Source organism: uncultured Roseibium sp., from assembly GCF_947494555.1.
Classification (GTDB): Bacteria; Pseudomonadota; Alphaproteobacteria; order Rhizobiales; family Stappiaceae; genus Roseibium.
In genome coordinates this window covers 1-14,218 of sequence record NZ_CANLVF010000001.1, presented here as the reverse complement: position 1 = coordinate 14,218, position 14,218 = coordinate 1, and the positions used below count along the sequence as shown (strand labels likewise).

At 58.5% G+C, this 14,218-nt stretch carries 14 protein-coding genes; 9 read left to right on the top strand and 5 right to left on the bottom strand.

The features are described 5' to 3' along the window. The first annotated feature begins 89 nt into the window (after positions 1-89). The 6 genes from Q0915_RS00070 to Q0915_RS00045 are packed head-to-tail and all read left to right on the top strand — an operon-like array spanning position 90 to position 5,030. A complete protein-coding gene (locus tag Q0915_RS00070) occupies positions 90-1,226 on the top strand; it encodes an ABC transporter substrate-binding protein (RefSeq protein WP_299472351.1) in 1,137 nt (378 codons plus the stop codon). Between the two features lie 58 nt (positions 1,227-1,284). Then, complete coding sequence (locus tag Q0915_RS00065; RefSeq protein WP_299472350.1) at positions 1,285-2,205, top strand: branched-chain amino acid ABC transporter permease; 921 nt, start codon at positions 1,285-1,287, stop codon at positions 2,203-2,205. Next, positions 2,202-3,185 (top strand): branched-chain amino acid ABC transporter permease, encoded by a 984-nt coding sequence (locus Q0915_RS00060; RefSeq protein ID WP_299472349.1) that lies wholly within the window; start codon positions 2,202-2,204, stop codon positions 3,183-3,185. Before Q0915_RS00065 ends, Q0915_RS00060 begins: the two co-directional genes overlap by 4 nt. Continuing rightward, positions 3,178-3,927 (top strand): ABC transporter ATP-binding protein, encoded by a 750-nt coding sequence (locus tag Q0915_RS00055; protein WP_299472348.1) that lies wholly within the window; start codon positions 3,178-3,180, stop codon positions 3,925-3,927. Before Q0915_RS00060 ends, Q0915_RS00055 begins: the two co-directional genes overlap by 8 nt. Next, positions 3,924-4,610, top strand: a complete 687-nt coding sequence (locus Q0915_RS00050) for an ABC transporter ATP-binding protein (protein ID WP_299472347.1) — start codon at positions 3,924-3,926, stop codon at positions 4,608-4,610. The genes Q0915_RS00055 and Q0915_RS00050 overlap by 4 nt, the downstream gene beginning before the upstream one ends. A 24-nt stretch (positions 4,611-4,634) precedes the next feature. Further along, a complete protein-coding gene (locus tag Q0915_RS00045) occupies positions 4,635-5,030 on the top strand; it encodes a RidA family protein (protein WP_299472346.1) in 396 nt (131 codons plus the stop codon). Between the two features lie 16 nt (positions 5,031-5,046). Here the strand turns inward: Q0915_RS00045 and Q0915_RS00040 are convergent, their stop codons facing one another. The 4 genes from Q0915_RS00040 to iolD are packed head-to-tail and all read right to left on the bottom strand — an operon-like array spanning position 5,047 to position 9,587. Next, entirely contained in the window at positions 5,047-5,877 is an 831-nt protein-coding gene (locus tag Q0915_RS00040; RefSeq protein ID WP_299472345.1) for a class II fructose-bisphosphate aldolase, read from the bottom strand. Then, complete coding sequence (locus Q0915_RS00035; protein WP_299472344.1) at positions 5,874-6,716, bottom strand: 5-deoxy-glucuronate isomerase; 843 nt, start codon at positions 6,714-6,716, stop codon at positions 5,874-5,876. Before Q0915_RS00035 ends, Q0915_RS00040 begins: the two co-directional genes overlap by 4 nt. Positions 6,717-6,729: 13 nt before the next feature. Continuing rightward, on the bottom strand, positions 6,730-7,704 hold the full coding sequence (gene iolC, locus Q0915_RS00030; RefSeq protein WP_299472343.1) for a 5-dehydro-2-deoxygluconokinase: 975 nt from the start codon (positions 7,702-7,704) through the stop codon (positions 6,730-6,732). Between the two features lie 2 nt (positions 7,705-7,706). Then, positions 7,707-9,587 carry a 3D-(3,5/4)-trihydroxycyclohexane-1,2-dione acylhydrolase (decyclizing) gene (gene iolD, locus Q0915_RS00025; RefSeq protein WP_299472342.1) on the bottom strand — a complete coding sequence of 627 codons (1,881 nt, stop codon included), beginning with the start codon at positions 9,585-9,587 and terminating at the stop codon, positions 7,707-7,709. Positions 9,588-9,704: 117 nt separating this feature from the next. Here iolD and Q0915_RS00020 point away from each other — a divergent pair, with 117 nt between their 5' ends. Genes Q0915_RS00020 through Q0915_RS00010 form a run of 3 tightly spaced genes read left to right on the top strand, consistent with a single transcriptional unit; the run spans position 9,705 to position 12,904 of the window. After that, positions 9,705-10,826: a Gfo/Idh/MocA family oxidoreductase gene (locus Q0915_RS00020; RefSeq protein WP_299472341.1), complete on the top strand. Its 1,122-nt coding sequence runs from the start codon at positions 9,705-9,707 to the stop codon at positions 10,824-10,826. Between the two features lie 39 nt (positions 10,827-10,865). Beyond that, a complete protein-coding gene (locus Q0915_RS00015) occupies positions 10,866-11,768 on the top strand; it encodes a TIM barrel protein (RefSeq protein ID WP_299472340.1) in 903 nt (300 codons plus the stop codon). Next, entirely contained in the window at positions 11,765-12,904 is a 1,140-nt protein-coding gene (locus Q0915_RS00010; RefSeq protein WP_299472339.1) for a Gfo/Idh/MocA family oxidoreductase, read from the top strand. Before Q0915_RS00015 ends, Q0915_RS00010 begins: the two co-directional genes overlap by 4 nt. A gap of 33 nt (positions 12,905-12,937) precedes the next feature. Here Q0915_RS00010 and Q0915_RS00005 read toward each other — a convergent pair whose 3' ends face one another. Beyond that, entirely contained in the window at positions 12,938-13,942 is a 1,005-nt protein-coding gene (locus Q0915_RS00005; RefSeq protein WP_299472338.1) for a LacI family DNA-binding transcriptional regulator, read from the bottom strand. Positions 13,943-14,218: the final 276 nt, after the last annotated feature.

Below are 14,218 nucleotides of genomic sequence, written 5' to 3'. Positions count from 1 at the left end.
CACAAACAAAAGCCCCGACCGGCTGCCAATTGAAGCCGCCGGAAAACCAATAAACGGGAACAGACTTTTTTGATCAACAGGAGCAAGCAATGAAGTTTTTGACAATGGCGGCAGCGGCCGCGCTGGCGATGAGCCTGTCAAGCGTACAGGCCGAACCGGTCAAGGTCGGCATGATCACCACACTGTCCGGGGGTGGCGCCGGACTTGGAATTGACGTCCGTGACGGTTTCCTGCTGGCCGTGAAACAGGCCGGCAATGAAGACCTTGAAGTCATCGTGGAAGACGACCAGCGCAAGCCGGACATCGCCGTACAGCTCGCCGACAAAATGGTTCAGTCGGAAAAGGTCGACGTTTTGACCGGTATCATCTGGTCGAACCTGGCAATGGCTGTCGTGCCGTCCGTGACCGCGCAGGGCAAATTTTATCTGTCACCGAATGCCGGACCGTCGGCCCTGGCCGGTAAGGGATGCCATCCGAATTATTTCAACGTTGCCTGGCAGAACGACAATCTGCATGAGGCTGCTGGCGCGTACGCCAAGGATACAGGCTATAAGAACAGCTTCATTCTGGCGCCCAACTATCCGGCGGGAAAAGATGCACTGACCGGCTACAAGCGCTTCTACGATGGTGAGCTTGCCGGTGAACTCTACACCAAGCTCGGCCAGACCGACTATGCTGCCGAGCTCGCCCAGATCCGCGCTTCCGGCGCAGACAGCGTCTTCTTCTTCCTGCCCGGCGGCATGGGTATTTCCTTCCTGAAGCAATATGCGGATAGCGGCATCGACCTTCCTGTTGTCGGCCCGGCGTTCTCGTTCGACCAGGGCATCCTGCAGGCCGTTGGTGACGCCGCGCTTGGCGTGAAGAACACCAGCCAGTGGAACAAGGACATCGACAACCCGACCAACAAGGCCTTTGTCGAAGCGTTCCAGGCCGAATACGGCCGCCTGCCGTCCCTCTATGCTTCTCAAGGGTTCGACACGGCAAACCTCCTGCTTTCGGCGATGGCCAAAGCTGACGTAAAGGACGCGGATGCCTTCCGCGCAGCTTTGAAGGAAGCCGACTTCGATTCCACGCGCGGCGACTTCAAGTTCGGGTCCAACCACCACCCGGTCCAGGACATCTATGTCCGCGAGGTCATCAAGGAAGGTGACGTCTTCACCAACAAGATCCTTGCGGCCGCACTGACGGATCATGCTGACGCCTATGCCGGCGATTGCAGCATGTAAGCACTCTCCAACAGAGCCGTCCCGGCCTTGAGCCGGGACGGCATGGGGCTGAATTTTCATGTCATTTCTGTTGCTCATAGAGCAGGTTCTGAACGGCCTGCAATTCGGCATCATGCTCTTTTTGATGGCGGCCGGCCTGACGTTGATCTTCGGTGTCATGGGTCTCATCAACCTTGCGCATGGCTCGCTCTACATGATCGGTGCCTTTTGCGCGGCTGCCGTCGCCGCAGCAACCGGATCGTTTCTGCTGGGTCTCGTTGCCGCTCTTGCTGGTGCTGCCGCCGCCGGTGCGCTGGTGGAACTCGTCGTCATTCGGCGACTGTACGACAAGGACCACCTCGACCAGGTGCTCGCGACTTTCGCCCTGATCCTGATCTTCTCCGAAGGCACGCGCTGGATCTTCGGATCGTTCCCCCTGTTTCTCAATGTCCCGGATTTCCTCTCCGGACCCATAACGCTGCCGGGCGGCATCGAGTATCCGCTCTACCGGCTGACGCTGATCGTCATCGGCCTTCTCGTTGCCCTCGGTCTTTACATGCTGATTTCCCGGACAAGGCTCGGCATCCAGATCAGGGCTGGTGAAAACGACCGGGAAATGATCGCCGCGCTCGGTATCGATATCGCCAAGCTCTACACCATCGTCTTCGCGCTTGGTGCGGCACTGGCCGGTCTCGCTGGCGCGTTGGTCGGAGCGATCCAGTCGGTGCAGGTCGGCATGGGCGAACCGGTGCTCATTCTGGCCTTCGTCGTCATCGTCATCGGCGGCATCGGTTCGATTAAGGGCGCGCTGGTCGGCGCCATCCTCGTTGGATTGACGGATACGCTCGGCGGCATCTTTCTGCCCGAGGCGCTGAAACTCTTTCTCGATCCTTCAACGGCAACATCCGTCGGCTCCTCGCTTGCCTCCATGGCGATCTACATCCTCATGGCCGCGGTTTTGATCCTGCGTCCTGCGGGCCTGTTCGGAGCGCGCGCATGATCCGGGAAACCTATCTCAACGCCCTGACGCTCGGGCTCTTTGTCGTCATTCCGGCCTGGGCTCTTATTGCGGACGAACCCTTCACCATCACGCTGATGACCCGCGCCGCAATCTTCGCGATCGCCGCAATCGGCCTCAACATCGCCCTCGGGATCGGCGGTCTCGTCAGCCTTGGTCATGCCGTTTTCTTCGGTATCGGAGGCTACGCGATGGGCATTCTCGCCTATCACGCGCAAACCTACACACCCCTGGCGGAATGGCCATTCCTGATCGACGGCACCAAGTCGATGCCTCTTATCTGGCTCGTTGCCGTCGTGGTATCCGCACTCGCGGCATTCGTGATCGGGACACTCTCCCTCAGGACCACCGGTGTCTACTTCATCATGATCACGCTGGCCTTCGGGCAGATGTTCTTCTTCTTCACCATTTCCTGGGCCGAATATGGCGGCGAAGACGGATTGTCGATCTACGTGCGCAACGGTTTCCCGGGCTTGAACACGCTCGCCCCCATCCAGTTCTATGGCCTTTGCTTCGTCATTCTGTGCCTTGTCCTGCTGTTCACCTGGCGACTGTCGAAATCCTCCTTCGGATTAGCCCTCAATGCCGCACGGCAGGCGCCTGTCCGCGTCGAGACGGTCGGTCTCGATCCGACCCGTCTGAAGCTCGTCGCCTTTGTGATTTCCGGCGCCATCACTGGACTTGCCGGAGCCTTGTTCGCCGATCTCAACCGCTTCGTGAGCCCGACCATGTTCAGCTGGCAGACCAGCGGCGAAATCATGATCTTCCTGATCCTGGGCGGTGTCGGTCGTCTCTACGGGCCGGTCGTCGGAGCTCTTGCCTTTGTCGCGCTGGAACACTGGCTCGGCGGCCTCAGCGACTACTGGCATATTTATCTCGGCATCCTGCTTCTGCTCATCGTGCTCTTCGGCCGGGGCGGTCTGATAGGCCTCGCATCCGGAAAGGCGGCCGTTCATGACTGATCCGGTTCTCGAAACGCGCGATGTCTGCAAGAGCTTCGGTGCCTTACGCGCCAGCAGGAACATTTCGCTTGACCTGAATGCGGGCGAAATCCACGCCATCATCGGTCCGAACGGGGCTGGCAAGACGACGCTTATTGGCCAGATCTGCGGAACGCTCAAGCCGGATTCAGGCTCTGTCCGTCTTCTGGGCCAGGACGTGACGGGCCTTGCCACCAGAGACCGTGCTCAACGTGGCCTCGGCCGCACGTTTCAGATTTCTTCGCTCGCCATGGAAGACACCGTTCTTCAGAACGCTGTGCTCGGCGCGCTTGGCGCAACTGCAAATCCATGGCGGTTCTGGAAAGACGTTCTGAAAGACACGGATCTACGGACGAAGGCCGAAGAAGCGCTCCACCGTGTCGGGTTGCAGGATCACGCACTGTCGCGAACCGCGGAACTCAGCCACGGCCAGCGAAGGCAGCTTGAAGTGGCCGTTGCGCTCACAAAAGAACCCAAGGCCTTTGTCATGGACGAACCGATGGCTGGAATGGGATCGGAAGGGTCCAAGCGTCTGACGGAGTTCCTCGACGAACTGCGTGAGCAAGCGCCGATCCTGTTGGTCGAACATGACATGGATGCGGTTTTTGCACTCGCGGACAGGATCAGCGTGCTCGTTTACGGCGAAGTCATTGCCACCGGAACCGTCGATGAAATCCGCTCCGATGCCGCCGTGCGCGAAGCTTACCTCGGAGAAGATGCATGACGCTTCTGACGGCCTCGAACATCACCGCCGCCTATGGCGCCAGCCAGGCCCTCTTCGGCGTCGATCTGTCCATCGGTGCGGGTGAAGTTCTCGCTCTCATGGGGCGCAATGGCATGGGCAAGAGCACGACGGTAAAATGCATCTGTCGCATGCTTCCATCGGGTGGCACACTGACCTTTGACGGCAGTGATCTTAGCAGGCTTCCGAGCCATCGCGCAGCAAGACTTGGACTGGGCCTCGTCCCGGAAGGCCGCCGCTGCTTCGGCAATCTGACGGTTCATGAAAACCTGATCGCGGCAGCGCGCAGCGGTGACTGGACCTTTGAGCGCGTTGTCGACATGTTCCCAAGACTGGGCGAGCGGCGCAATCAGAACGCCTCATCGCTTTCAGGCGGGGAACAGCAGATGCTCGCCATCGGACGAGCCCTGATGACCAACCCGAAACTGCTCATTCTGGACGAGGCAACCGAAGGCCTTGCCCCGATCATTCGCCAGGAGATCTGGTCTGTCATCCGCTCGCTCAAGGCCGAGACAGGGCTCGCCATCCTTGTGATCGACAAGTCGATCAAGGAACTCCGGGACGTGTGCGACAGCGCAACCATTCTGGAGCGCGGCAGAACGGTCTGGACGGGAAAAATCGCAGACCTCACCGACGACATCACAACAACATATATCGGCGTTTGAAACATCCAAGGAAAGTCTGAAGCCATGCCATCGAAACACATTCAACCCGACGGTTGGGCACCAGCAAAGGGATATGCGAACGGGATGCTGACAAAAGGTCAGACCCTGCATGTCGGCGGGCAGATCGGCTGGACCAAGGACCAGGTTTTCGAGACTCACGACTTTGTCGGCCAGATGGAGCAAACGCTGACAAATATCGCGGAAATCGTTCGGGAGGCCGGCGGCGAAGTCTCCGACATCGTCCGCCTTACATGGTTCATCACCGACAAACGCGAATACCTCGCCCGTCAGAAGGAGGTCGGCCAGGCCTACAGGCGCGTTTTTGGCCGGCACTTTCCGGCGATGTCTGTTGTCGTTGTTGCTGGATTGATTGAGGACGAAGCCCTGATCGAAATCGAGGCGACCGCTCAACTCGATTGAAAGCTGGCCTCACCAGCTAGACCAGAGTAATCGTCTTCAGGATATCCGAAACGCTTTGGCGCATCGCCGGCATCGTCGATTTCAAAATGGAAAGACGGTCGAACATTTGCGGGTTGTCTTCAAGCGTCTGCCGCAGGGACGCTCCAAAGGTCTGACGCAGCTCGGTGCCCAGATTGAATTTGCACACTTTGGTATCCTTCGCGAGACGCCTGCGCACGGCAGGCGGAATGCCGCTGCCCCCATGAAGGACGAGAGGCTTCGACGTGACGCGCTCGATCGCCAACAACGCCTCGAAGTCGATGCCATCCGTCTTTTCCGTCTGCAAATGGACGTTTCCGACCGAAATCGCGATTGCATCCGCCCCGCTTTCCTTGTCGAAACGCTCCGCTTCTCCCGGATCGGTGAAGGCAGAGGCGGCACCTTCGGCGTAGCCGACATAACCGACTTCCCCTTCGACGGAGACATTGGCAGCATGGGCCTCTTCGGCGAGCCCCGCCGTCAGATCGATATTTTCGGACACCGGGAGCTTGGAGCCGTCAAACATGACCGACGTAAAGCCGTGATCGATCCCGGCCCGGCATTCGTCAACCGTGTAGCCATGATCGAGATGGCAGACCACCGGCACGCTGGCCTGGTCCGCCAGATGACGCATCATCTTGCCGATCACCGAAACCGGGGTGTGCGCCCGGCATCCGGGCCCCGCCTGAAGAATGACCGGACACCCGGCCTCTTCGGCAGCCTCCACAAACGCGACCGCGTCTTCCCATCCGAGCACAACGAGCCCGGCAAGCGCATAGTTTTCGCTGAGCGCAGGTTCGAGGACCTCAGCAAGCGTCGCAGCGGTCATTTGAACTTCGCGATCATGTCCTTGATGCCGGGGATGGTTTCAATCTGCCAGGCGTGATCCGGTTGGAAGAACTGCACCAGCGAACGCTGCGACAGGCCGCCAAGGATCGTGAAGTAGTACATCTCGTAGCCTGGAGCGACAACGCAGGGGTGATATCCCTTGTCGAGCACGATCGTCGAGCCGTCGACAATGTGATAAGCATCGCCGACTTCTCCGTCCTCGCGCTGCACAAGCTGCATCCCAAACCCCTTTTTCGGGCGGAAGCGGAAATTGTAGGTCTCGTCGTGCCGGCTCTCTTCCGGAATCCGGTCCGTGTCGTGTTTGTGGGGCGGAAAGCCGGACCATCCGCCCTGCCCGACCGTGAAGAGCTCGGAGACAAGCAGGCGACCGACTTTGTCGTGATATTTGGTGCCCAAAATATGCTTGATCTTGCGGTGGGTCTTGGTGTCGTCCGATCCGTACTGGACAAGATCAATATCCGCAGTCCGCACGTCAAAGGGCTCCAGCACCTTGTCGTATTTTGCGCCGGCAATGAAGACTTCAGCTGTGTCGCTAACACAGACGAGCTGCGCTTTTGCGCCGCTTGGAACATAGGCTCCTTCTGGTTCCCCGTCCCAGACATCTTCGCCCCGGTTGCCAAGGGCCGAGAAGGCAACACCTTCAACGTCGACATCGACGGTGCCGGTCGCCGGAACAATCGCGGTTTCATAACCCGGCACCGCGTATTCAAACGCCTGGCCGCGGGTCAGCTTGACGATATTGAAGTAGTTCAGCGGAACCCTGCTGTCCTCGACATCGATAATCGCCTTGTTCGCATTGTCATAGGGAGGAAAGTGCATCTTGTGTGTCTCCTCAGGACTGGGGGGCTGAGTGATTGGAAAGAAAGGCGTCCAGCTCGGCTGGCGTCGGCATCGCAGGCGCGCATCCGAATTTCGAAACCACCATTGCGGCAGCCGCCGAGCCTCTAAGAACCGCCTCTTTTAACGAGAATTCCGCGGCAAGTGACGCCATGAGTGACGCCATGAAGGCATCACCCGCGCCCATGGGCTTTATGGCCTCGACCTTGAAAATGCCGGTCTCGAACGGTTCGTCACCGGAGAACACGACCGAGCCGCGCTCCCCGAGCTTGTAGATTATCGTTTTCTCGGAAGACCCGAGCGAAGCGGCCAGGTTCCGCCCGTCTTCGTGCGCGCCATTGGCAACGACTGCGAACTCGTCATCATTGCCGACGACAAAATCGGAACTTTCAATGGCCGCGCGGTAAACCTCGGCTGCTTCGTGTGCGCTTGGCCAGGAATAGGGTCTGTAGTCAAGGTCGATCACGACAAGGGCGCCAACGCGGCGCGCGTGTTCCATCGCCCTTAGTGCTGCTTCCCGTGAGGGGTTGGCCGCCAGAGCAGTTCCCGTCACGATCAACGCTTCAAAGTCAGCATAGGGAACGGCGAGCACCTGGTCTTCGCTCATCAGGAGATCAGACGCATTGTTCCGGTAGAGCGTGTTCTGGGTGTTTTCGATCCGGGTTTCCGTAACCGCGAGCGATGTCCGCGATTCTCCGCTGAGCACACGCACATGGTCGGTTGCAACGCCGTATGCCTTGAGCTGATTCAGCACGAAACGGCCAACGGAGTCATCGGAGACACATGTCAAAAGACTGACCGAAAGACCATGCCGCGCAAGTCCGGCCGCGATATTGCCGGACGATCCGCCGAGAGCGGTGGTGAACCTTGTGGCATGTTCCGCTTCGGCTCCGGGAGGATCAGCATAAAAATCCATCCCGGCACGGCCGAGAACCAGAAATTTCGACTTTGGGGTCAGATACGCAGGCAAGGTCAGACGCCTTTTCTTTGCGGAGCGCGACCGGCTTCCCAGTCTTCATGCGCCTTGCGCACGCGCTCGCTGTTCGAAACCTCCGGCGTTCCGACTTCCCACCAGGTGTGCCCTTCCTGCGTCCAGCCTTCGAACGCATCAACCTTCATCGAGATGACATAGGTTCGCTCGGACTGTTTTGCCCGCTCAAATGCCGCTTTCAGTTCTTCGATGGAATGAATCGTTTCGGCATTTGCTCCCATTGACCGGGCATGTGCCTCGAAGTCGACGGAAAAAGGTTCGACAGCTAATTTACAGTCGGAAATCAGATTGTTGTACGACTCGTTGCCCGTGTTGTTCTGCAACTTGTTGATGACCGCAAATCCGCCGTTGTCGCAAACGACGACAATCATCTTCGCTCCGGAAAGAACCGAGGAATAGATGTCCGAATTGAGAAGCAGGTAAGACCCGTCGCCAACAAAGATGATGGTTTCCTTGTCCGGATGCTTTTCCATGTGGCCGAGACGCGCGCCCCAGCCGCCGGAAATTTCATAACCCATACAGGAAAAGCCGAACTCAACGTCGACGCTGCCGATGGATTTCGTGCGCCAGTTCGCGGTGACCTCCGCAGGCAGTCCACCTGCCGCTGCGACCACGCGGTCTTCCGCGTCGCAGACCTCGTTGATCGCACCGATCACCTGCGCGTAGGACATTGGCCGATTGCTGCCGTCCTTGCCCGTCGGCGAGGTGTTTTCGTCGAGATAGGCTGACCAGTCCGCCCGCTCTTTCGCGGAGCGCTCCAGCCAACCGCCTGCTGCGCTGAATGAGCCCATCGCCTTCGACAACGCCGGAAGCGTCAGCTTGGCATCGCCGACAACCGGGACAGACATATGCTTCGCGGCATCGTGGCGCCCTACATTGATCGTCACGATCTGCGCGTCTGCGGCAAAAGCTGTCCAGGAACCTGTCGTAAAGTCCTGCAGCCGCGTCCCGACAGCCAGAATGACGTCGGCCTCCTTTGCAAGATTGTTGGCTGAATTCGAACCGGTGACACCAAGTGGCCCGCAATTCAACTCATCGGAGAAGATGAGATTGGCGCGTCCTGCAATGGTCTCGACCACCGGGATCTGGTGCTTGTGCGCAAAGTCGCGCATTTCCGCCGTCGCCAGCGAATACTGGACACCGCCTCCGGTGATGATCAACGGTCGTTCCGCTGTCTTGAGGATCTGCGCTGCCGTTTCAAGTTCCCGAACGTCCGGCATCTGCCGTCTGAGATAATGCGTTTTCGGTTCGAAGAATTTTTCAGGGTAGTCATAGGCCCAGCCCTGCACATCCTGTGGCAGTCCGAGGAAAACCGGTCCGCTATCGGCCGGGTCGATCAGCGTGTTGATGGCTGCGGGAAGTGACTGCAGCAGTTGCGCCGGATGTGTGATGCGATCCCAGTACCGCGTCACGCTCTTGAAGGCATCGTTTACCGAAAGGCTCGGATTGCCGGGATGCTCGACCTGCTGCAGGACCGGATCCGGCAGGCGTGTTACGAAAGCATCCCCGGCAAGCATCAAAAGCGGCAATCGGTTGGTGTGCGCAATCCCGGCAGACGTTAACAGGTTGGTCGTGCCCGGCCCCGCCGAAGAGGTTGCAAACATGAAGCGTTGGCGAAGCTGTTGCTTTGCGTATCCGACTGCTGCCATTGCCATCGATTGTTCGTTCTGACCGCGCCAGAGCGGTAGCTCATCCTTGTGTTCAAAGAGGGCTTCACCCAGGCAGGTCACGTTTCCATGCCCGAAAATACCGAACCCGCCGGCGCAGAACCGCACGCGTTGACCGTCGATTTCAACAAACTGCGCAGCTAGATAGCGCACAAGCGCTTGCGCCATCGTCAGGCGTACCGTCTTCTGGACCATAGGCCTCAACACCTCCCGGAATGGAAATTTCTTGTGTGGTCCCAGGGACCCTTGACTGTGAAAGCTAATGGGTGTTTAGCTGTTTTGCAAGCGGTTGCAAAAATGGATCAAAAATAGATGGAAACGCGCGAGATTGGCATCGGCATAATCGGTGGTGGCTATATGGGGAAGGCCCATGCTGTTGCCATGCATTCAGTCGGGGCGGTCTTTGACACGACGTTGCGGCCAGTTCTGGAAATGGTCTGCACAACGACAGCGGAAGGCGCGGCCCGCAAGGCACGCGAGCTTGGGTTCAAGCGCTCGACGGCGGATTGGCGGGAACTGGTCAACGATCCCAAAGTCGAGGCGATCGTGATCGCGTCACCGCAAAAAACCCACCTTGAAATCGCGACCGCGGCATTCGAGCTTGGAAAGCCGGTCTTCTGCGAAAAACCGCTCGGACAGGATCTCAGACAGAGCCGGGACATGACGGCGGCTGCCAAGGTGTCCGGCTGTATCAACATGGTCGGCTTCAACTATATCCGCACGCCTGCCTCGCAGCTCGCACGCGAAATCATCGAAGCAGGCGAGATCGGCGAGATCACCTATCTGCGCGGCGAACATACCGAAGACTTTTTTGCAGATCCCAACCTCCCCGGAACCTGGCGCGCACAGGGCCGCTCCAACGGCAACATGGGAGATCTGGCACCCCATATCATCAACGGGACACAGGCCCTGGCCGGCCCGATTGATCGCGTACTTGCCGAAATAGACACTGTGGTGAAGGAACGTCCCTCCGACAACGGCATGGTGCCCGTTACCAATGACGATCAGGCGCAAATCATGTGCCGGTTCTCTTCAGGCGCTCTGGGCGCACTCTACATCAGCCGTACGGCGTGGGGCCGCAAGATGGGCTATGCCTATGAGATCTTCGGAACCAACGGAACAATCCGTTTCGACCAGGAAGATCAGAACGCCCTCTGGCTTTACGAAGGGGGTCAGAACCCGTCGCGGGAGGGTTTCCGGAAAATACTGACCGGCCCGCACCACCCTGACTACGTGAATTTCTGCCTTGGCGCCGGTCATGGCACGGGATATCAGGACCAGATCATTATCGAGGCCAAGGATTTCCTGACGGCAATCGAGACAGGACAGAACATCTGGCCGTCATTCGAGGACGGCCTTTACGTAAACCAGGTCATCGAGGCGGCCTGGCAATCGCACGAATCCAAGAGCTGGATCAATCTCGACGCGGTCTAGGCGAAAGCGCTCCCTGACCGTCATTTTTGGATGAATCAAATGACAATCAAGATCGGAAATGCACCCTGTTCCTGGGGTGTTGAATTCGCGGATGACCCGCGCAATCCTTCCTGGCAGACGGTCCTTGATCAATGCCGCGACGCCGGATATCGCGGCATTGAACTCGGTCCCGTCGGCTTCATGCCCGAAGACCCGTCAGAACTGGGCGACGCGCTCGCCGAACGGGATCTGGAACTGATCGGCGGCGTCGTGTTCCGCCCGTTCCACGACGCGGCAAAATGGGACGATGTCAAGGACGGTTCGGTGCGTACTTGTGAGGCCTTGAAAGCGCATGGCGCCCGCCATCTGGTTCTGATCGATTCCATCTCTCCGCGCCGCGCCCCGACCGCCGGGCGGCCGGGCGAGGCAGAGCAGATGTCAGCATCCGAATGGTCCGCCTACCGGGACAAAATCCGGGACATCGCCAAGATGGGGACGGAAGAATACGGCCTGATAACCGCAATCCATCCGCATGCCGGTGGCTTCATGGACTTCGAAAACGAGGTCGAACGCCTGCTTGAGGAAATCGATGACAGCCTCTTGAAGATCTGCCTGGATACCGGTCACAGCCACTATGCGGATTTTGACCCGGTCGCTTTCATGGATCGTCACATGGATCGGATTTCCTATATGCATTTCAAGGATATAGATCCGGAGGTCCGCAGCCGGACCGTAGCAAATCGCGCCGATTTCTATGACGCGTGCGGCGATGGCATTTTTTGCAATCTCGGCAAGGGATCTGTCGACTTTCCCGCCGTAAAGGCCAAACTGGAAAGCTCCGGCTTCACCGGTTGGTGCACGGTGGAGCAGGACTGCGACCCTTCAAAAGCGCAGTCACCGCTGGACGACGCCCGCGAGAACCGCACCTTCTTGCACTCCATCGGTTTTGAGGTTGCAGCATGACCAAACTCAAATGGGGCATGATCGGCGGCGGCGAAGGGTCGCAGATCGGGCCGGCACATCGCATCAGCGCGTCTCTGGACGGACATTTTCATCTGACAGCCGGCGCGCTCGATATCGATCCGGCCAAGGGCAAGGACTATGCTATGCGGCTTGGCATTGCCGAGGACCGCGCCTATGGCAACTGGAAGGAAATGCTTGAGGGAGAGCGTACGCGGGACGATCGGCTGGACCTGGTGACAGTCGCCACGCCGAACGCCACGCACTACGAGATTTCCCGCGCTTTCCTGGAAGCAGGTTTTCATGTTCTGTGCGAAAAACCGCTGACGATGACTGCCGAAGAAGCCGAGCATATCGTTGCGCTCGCCGAAGAAACCGGCAGGATTTGTGCGGTCAATTATGGCTATAGCGGATATCCGCTCGTGCGTCAGATGCGGGCCATGGTGGCCGGTGGAGAGCTCGGAAAAGTCCGTCTGATCAAGGCGGAATTCGCGCATGGGTTCCATGCCGATGCCGAGGAAGCGGACAATCCGAGGATCCGCTGGAGGTATGACCCCGATCAGGCCGGTACGTCCGCCGTCTTTGCCGATGCGGGCATTCACGCCTTTCACATGGCCTGCTTCGTTTCCGGACAGACACCGGCTGAACTATCCGCCGATTTTGCATCCATGGTTGGAGATCGCCAGCTTGAAGATGATGCCATGATCAACATCCGGCTGTCGGACGGCGCCCTTTGCAGGCTCTGGACCAGCGCCATCGCCGTCGGCCGCATGCACGGCCTGACCCTGCAGGTTTTCGGTGAAAAAGGCGGGCTTTCCTGGCAGCAGCAGCATCCCGAGCAACTGCACTGGACACCGCTCAACGGCAGGACCCAGGTTCTTGAACGCGGTGACGCAGCGCTCTCGCCTCAGGCTGTTCGTGCATCCAGAATTCCGATCGGACACGCGGAAGGCATGCCGGTTGCCTTTGCCAATATCTATCATGATCTGGCTGATGTTCTGAAAGCGGAACGCGACGGCCTTGCCGCCGATCCGCTTGCACAGGACTTCCCAACGGCAATGGACGGTCTGTGGTCCATGCGGGCGATCGAGGCCGCAGCACGGTCCGCAAAGTCCCGTGGAGAATGGGTCGATCTTTGAAGCAGACAAGGACGGCCTGTCCTCTTCAAGCACCTAGAGTTCCGTGACCGGCCTCAACGAACCGCGTTCTATGACTGAACAGGGAAAGAGACGAATTTCCGGGCTTCGGCCCGGATTTTCCACCATGCCGACAACCAGCTCCACGGAGCTCATGATGATGTCGCGTATCGGCTGACGGATGGTCGTCAGGGAATAGGCATCCCAGCTTGCCATCCCGATATCATTAAAGCCCAGAAAACCGATATCTTCCGGGATCGCCTTTCCAGCATCACGCGCTGCGTCCATCGCCCCCATGCAGATCAGGTCGTCGCCGCAGAAGACCGCCTCGACAGCGTCATCCTCCAGGACATCGCGCATCGCGTCGCGCCCGGCCTGGTAAGTATAATTCTCCGCGTAACACACTTTCGCAACGCGTAGCCCCAGTTCCTTTGCAGCTCGCCGGAAGCCGGCGGACCGGTCCTGCGTGGACGTTGCCGTTTCGGGGCCGCCGAGCAATGCGACGGTTTTGTAGGAACGGTCCGAGAAAGTTCGCGCCGCCATGGCACCGCAGAATTCATTGTCGATCCCGACCACATGAACATTGGCGTTCGCCTGAAACTTTCCAAAGGTATGTATGACGGGAATACCTGCGGTCTGGAAGGCGGTCGCAAAACTCGTGGGCAGCGTGGACGTGGCGACAATGACACCGTCGACACTGTATTGGCGCAGCAGTTCGACGATTTTCTTCGGTGACGTTTCGCCGGAAAGATTGACTAGAAGCGGCCGCAGTTCCCGCTTCTGCAATTCACTGGTGAACAGGTCGAAGACGTCCAGAAAGGCCGGGTTCTGAAAATTGTTGGCGACGAGACCGATCAGTTTCGTCCGGTTTGTCGCAAGGCTCCTGGCAATCAGAGACGGTCTGTATCCGAGAGCCTTTGCCGCCTTTTCGACTTTCTCCCGGGTTCGTGCGGAGACACTGGCACCGTCTGTAAAGGTCCGCGAAACCGCCGAGCGGGAAACGCCTGCCAATTCCGCAACTTCCTTCAGTGTTACCGCCAAATCCCTTGCCTGCCTGTTTCAGCCATCGCTCTCATTGAAACTACACAAAAGCTTCACCCCGTCAATTTTTTTGCAACCGGTTGCAAAATTATCGAGAGTGTGGTTGTTTGAGATAAGGCACGTTTCTTTTTGAAGGAAACGCAAGCACGTGCCTGAAAATTGGGAGGAACGAATGAAGAGGACGTTATTTGCGATGGCGGCAGCTGCCATTGCGTTTACGGGTTTGTCTGGGCCAGTTTTGGCTGAAGGGGAACGTTTTGTTCTTGTGAGCCATGC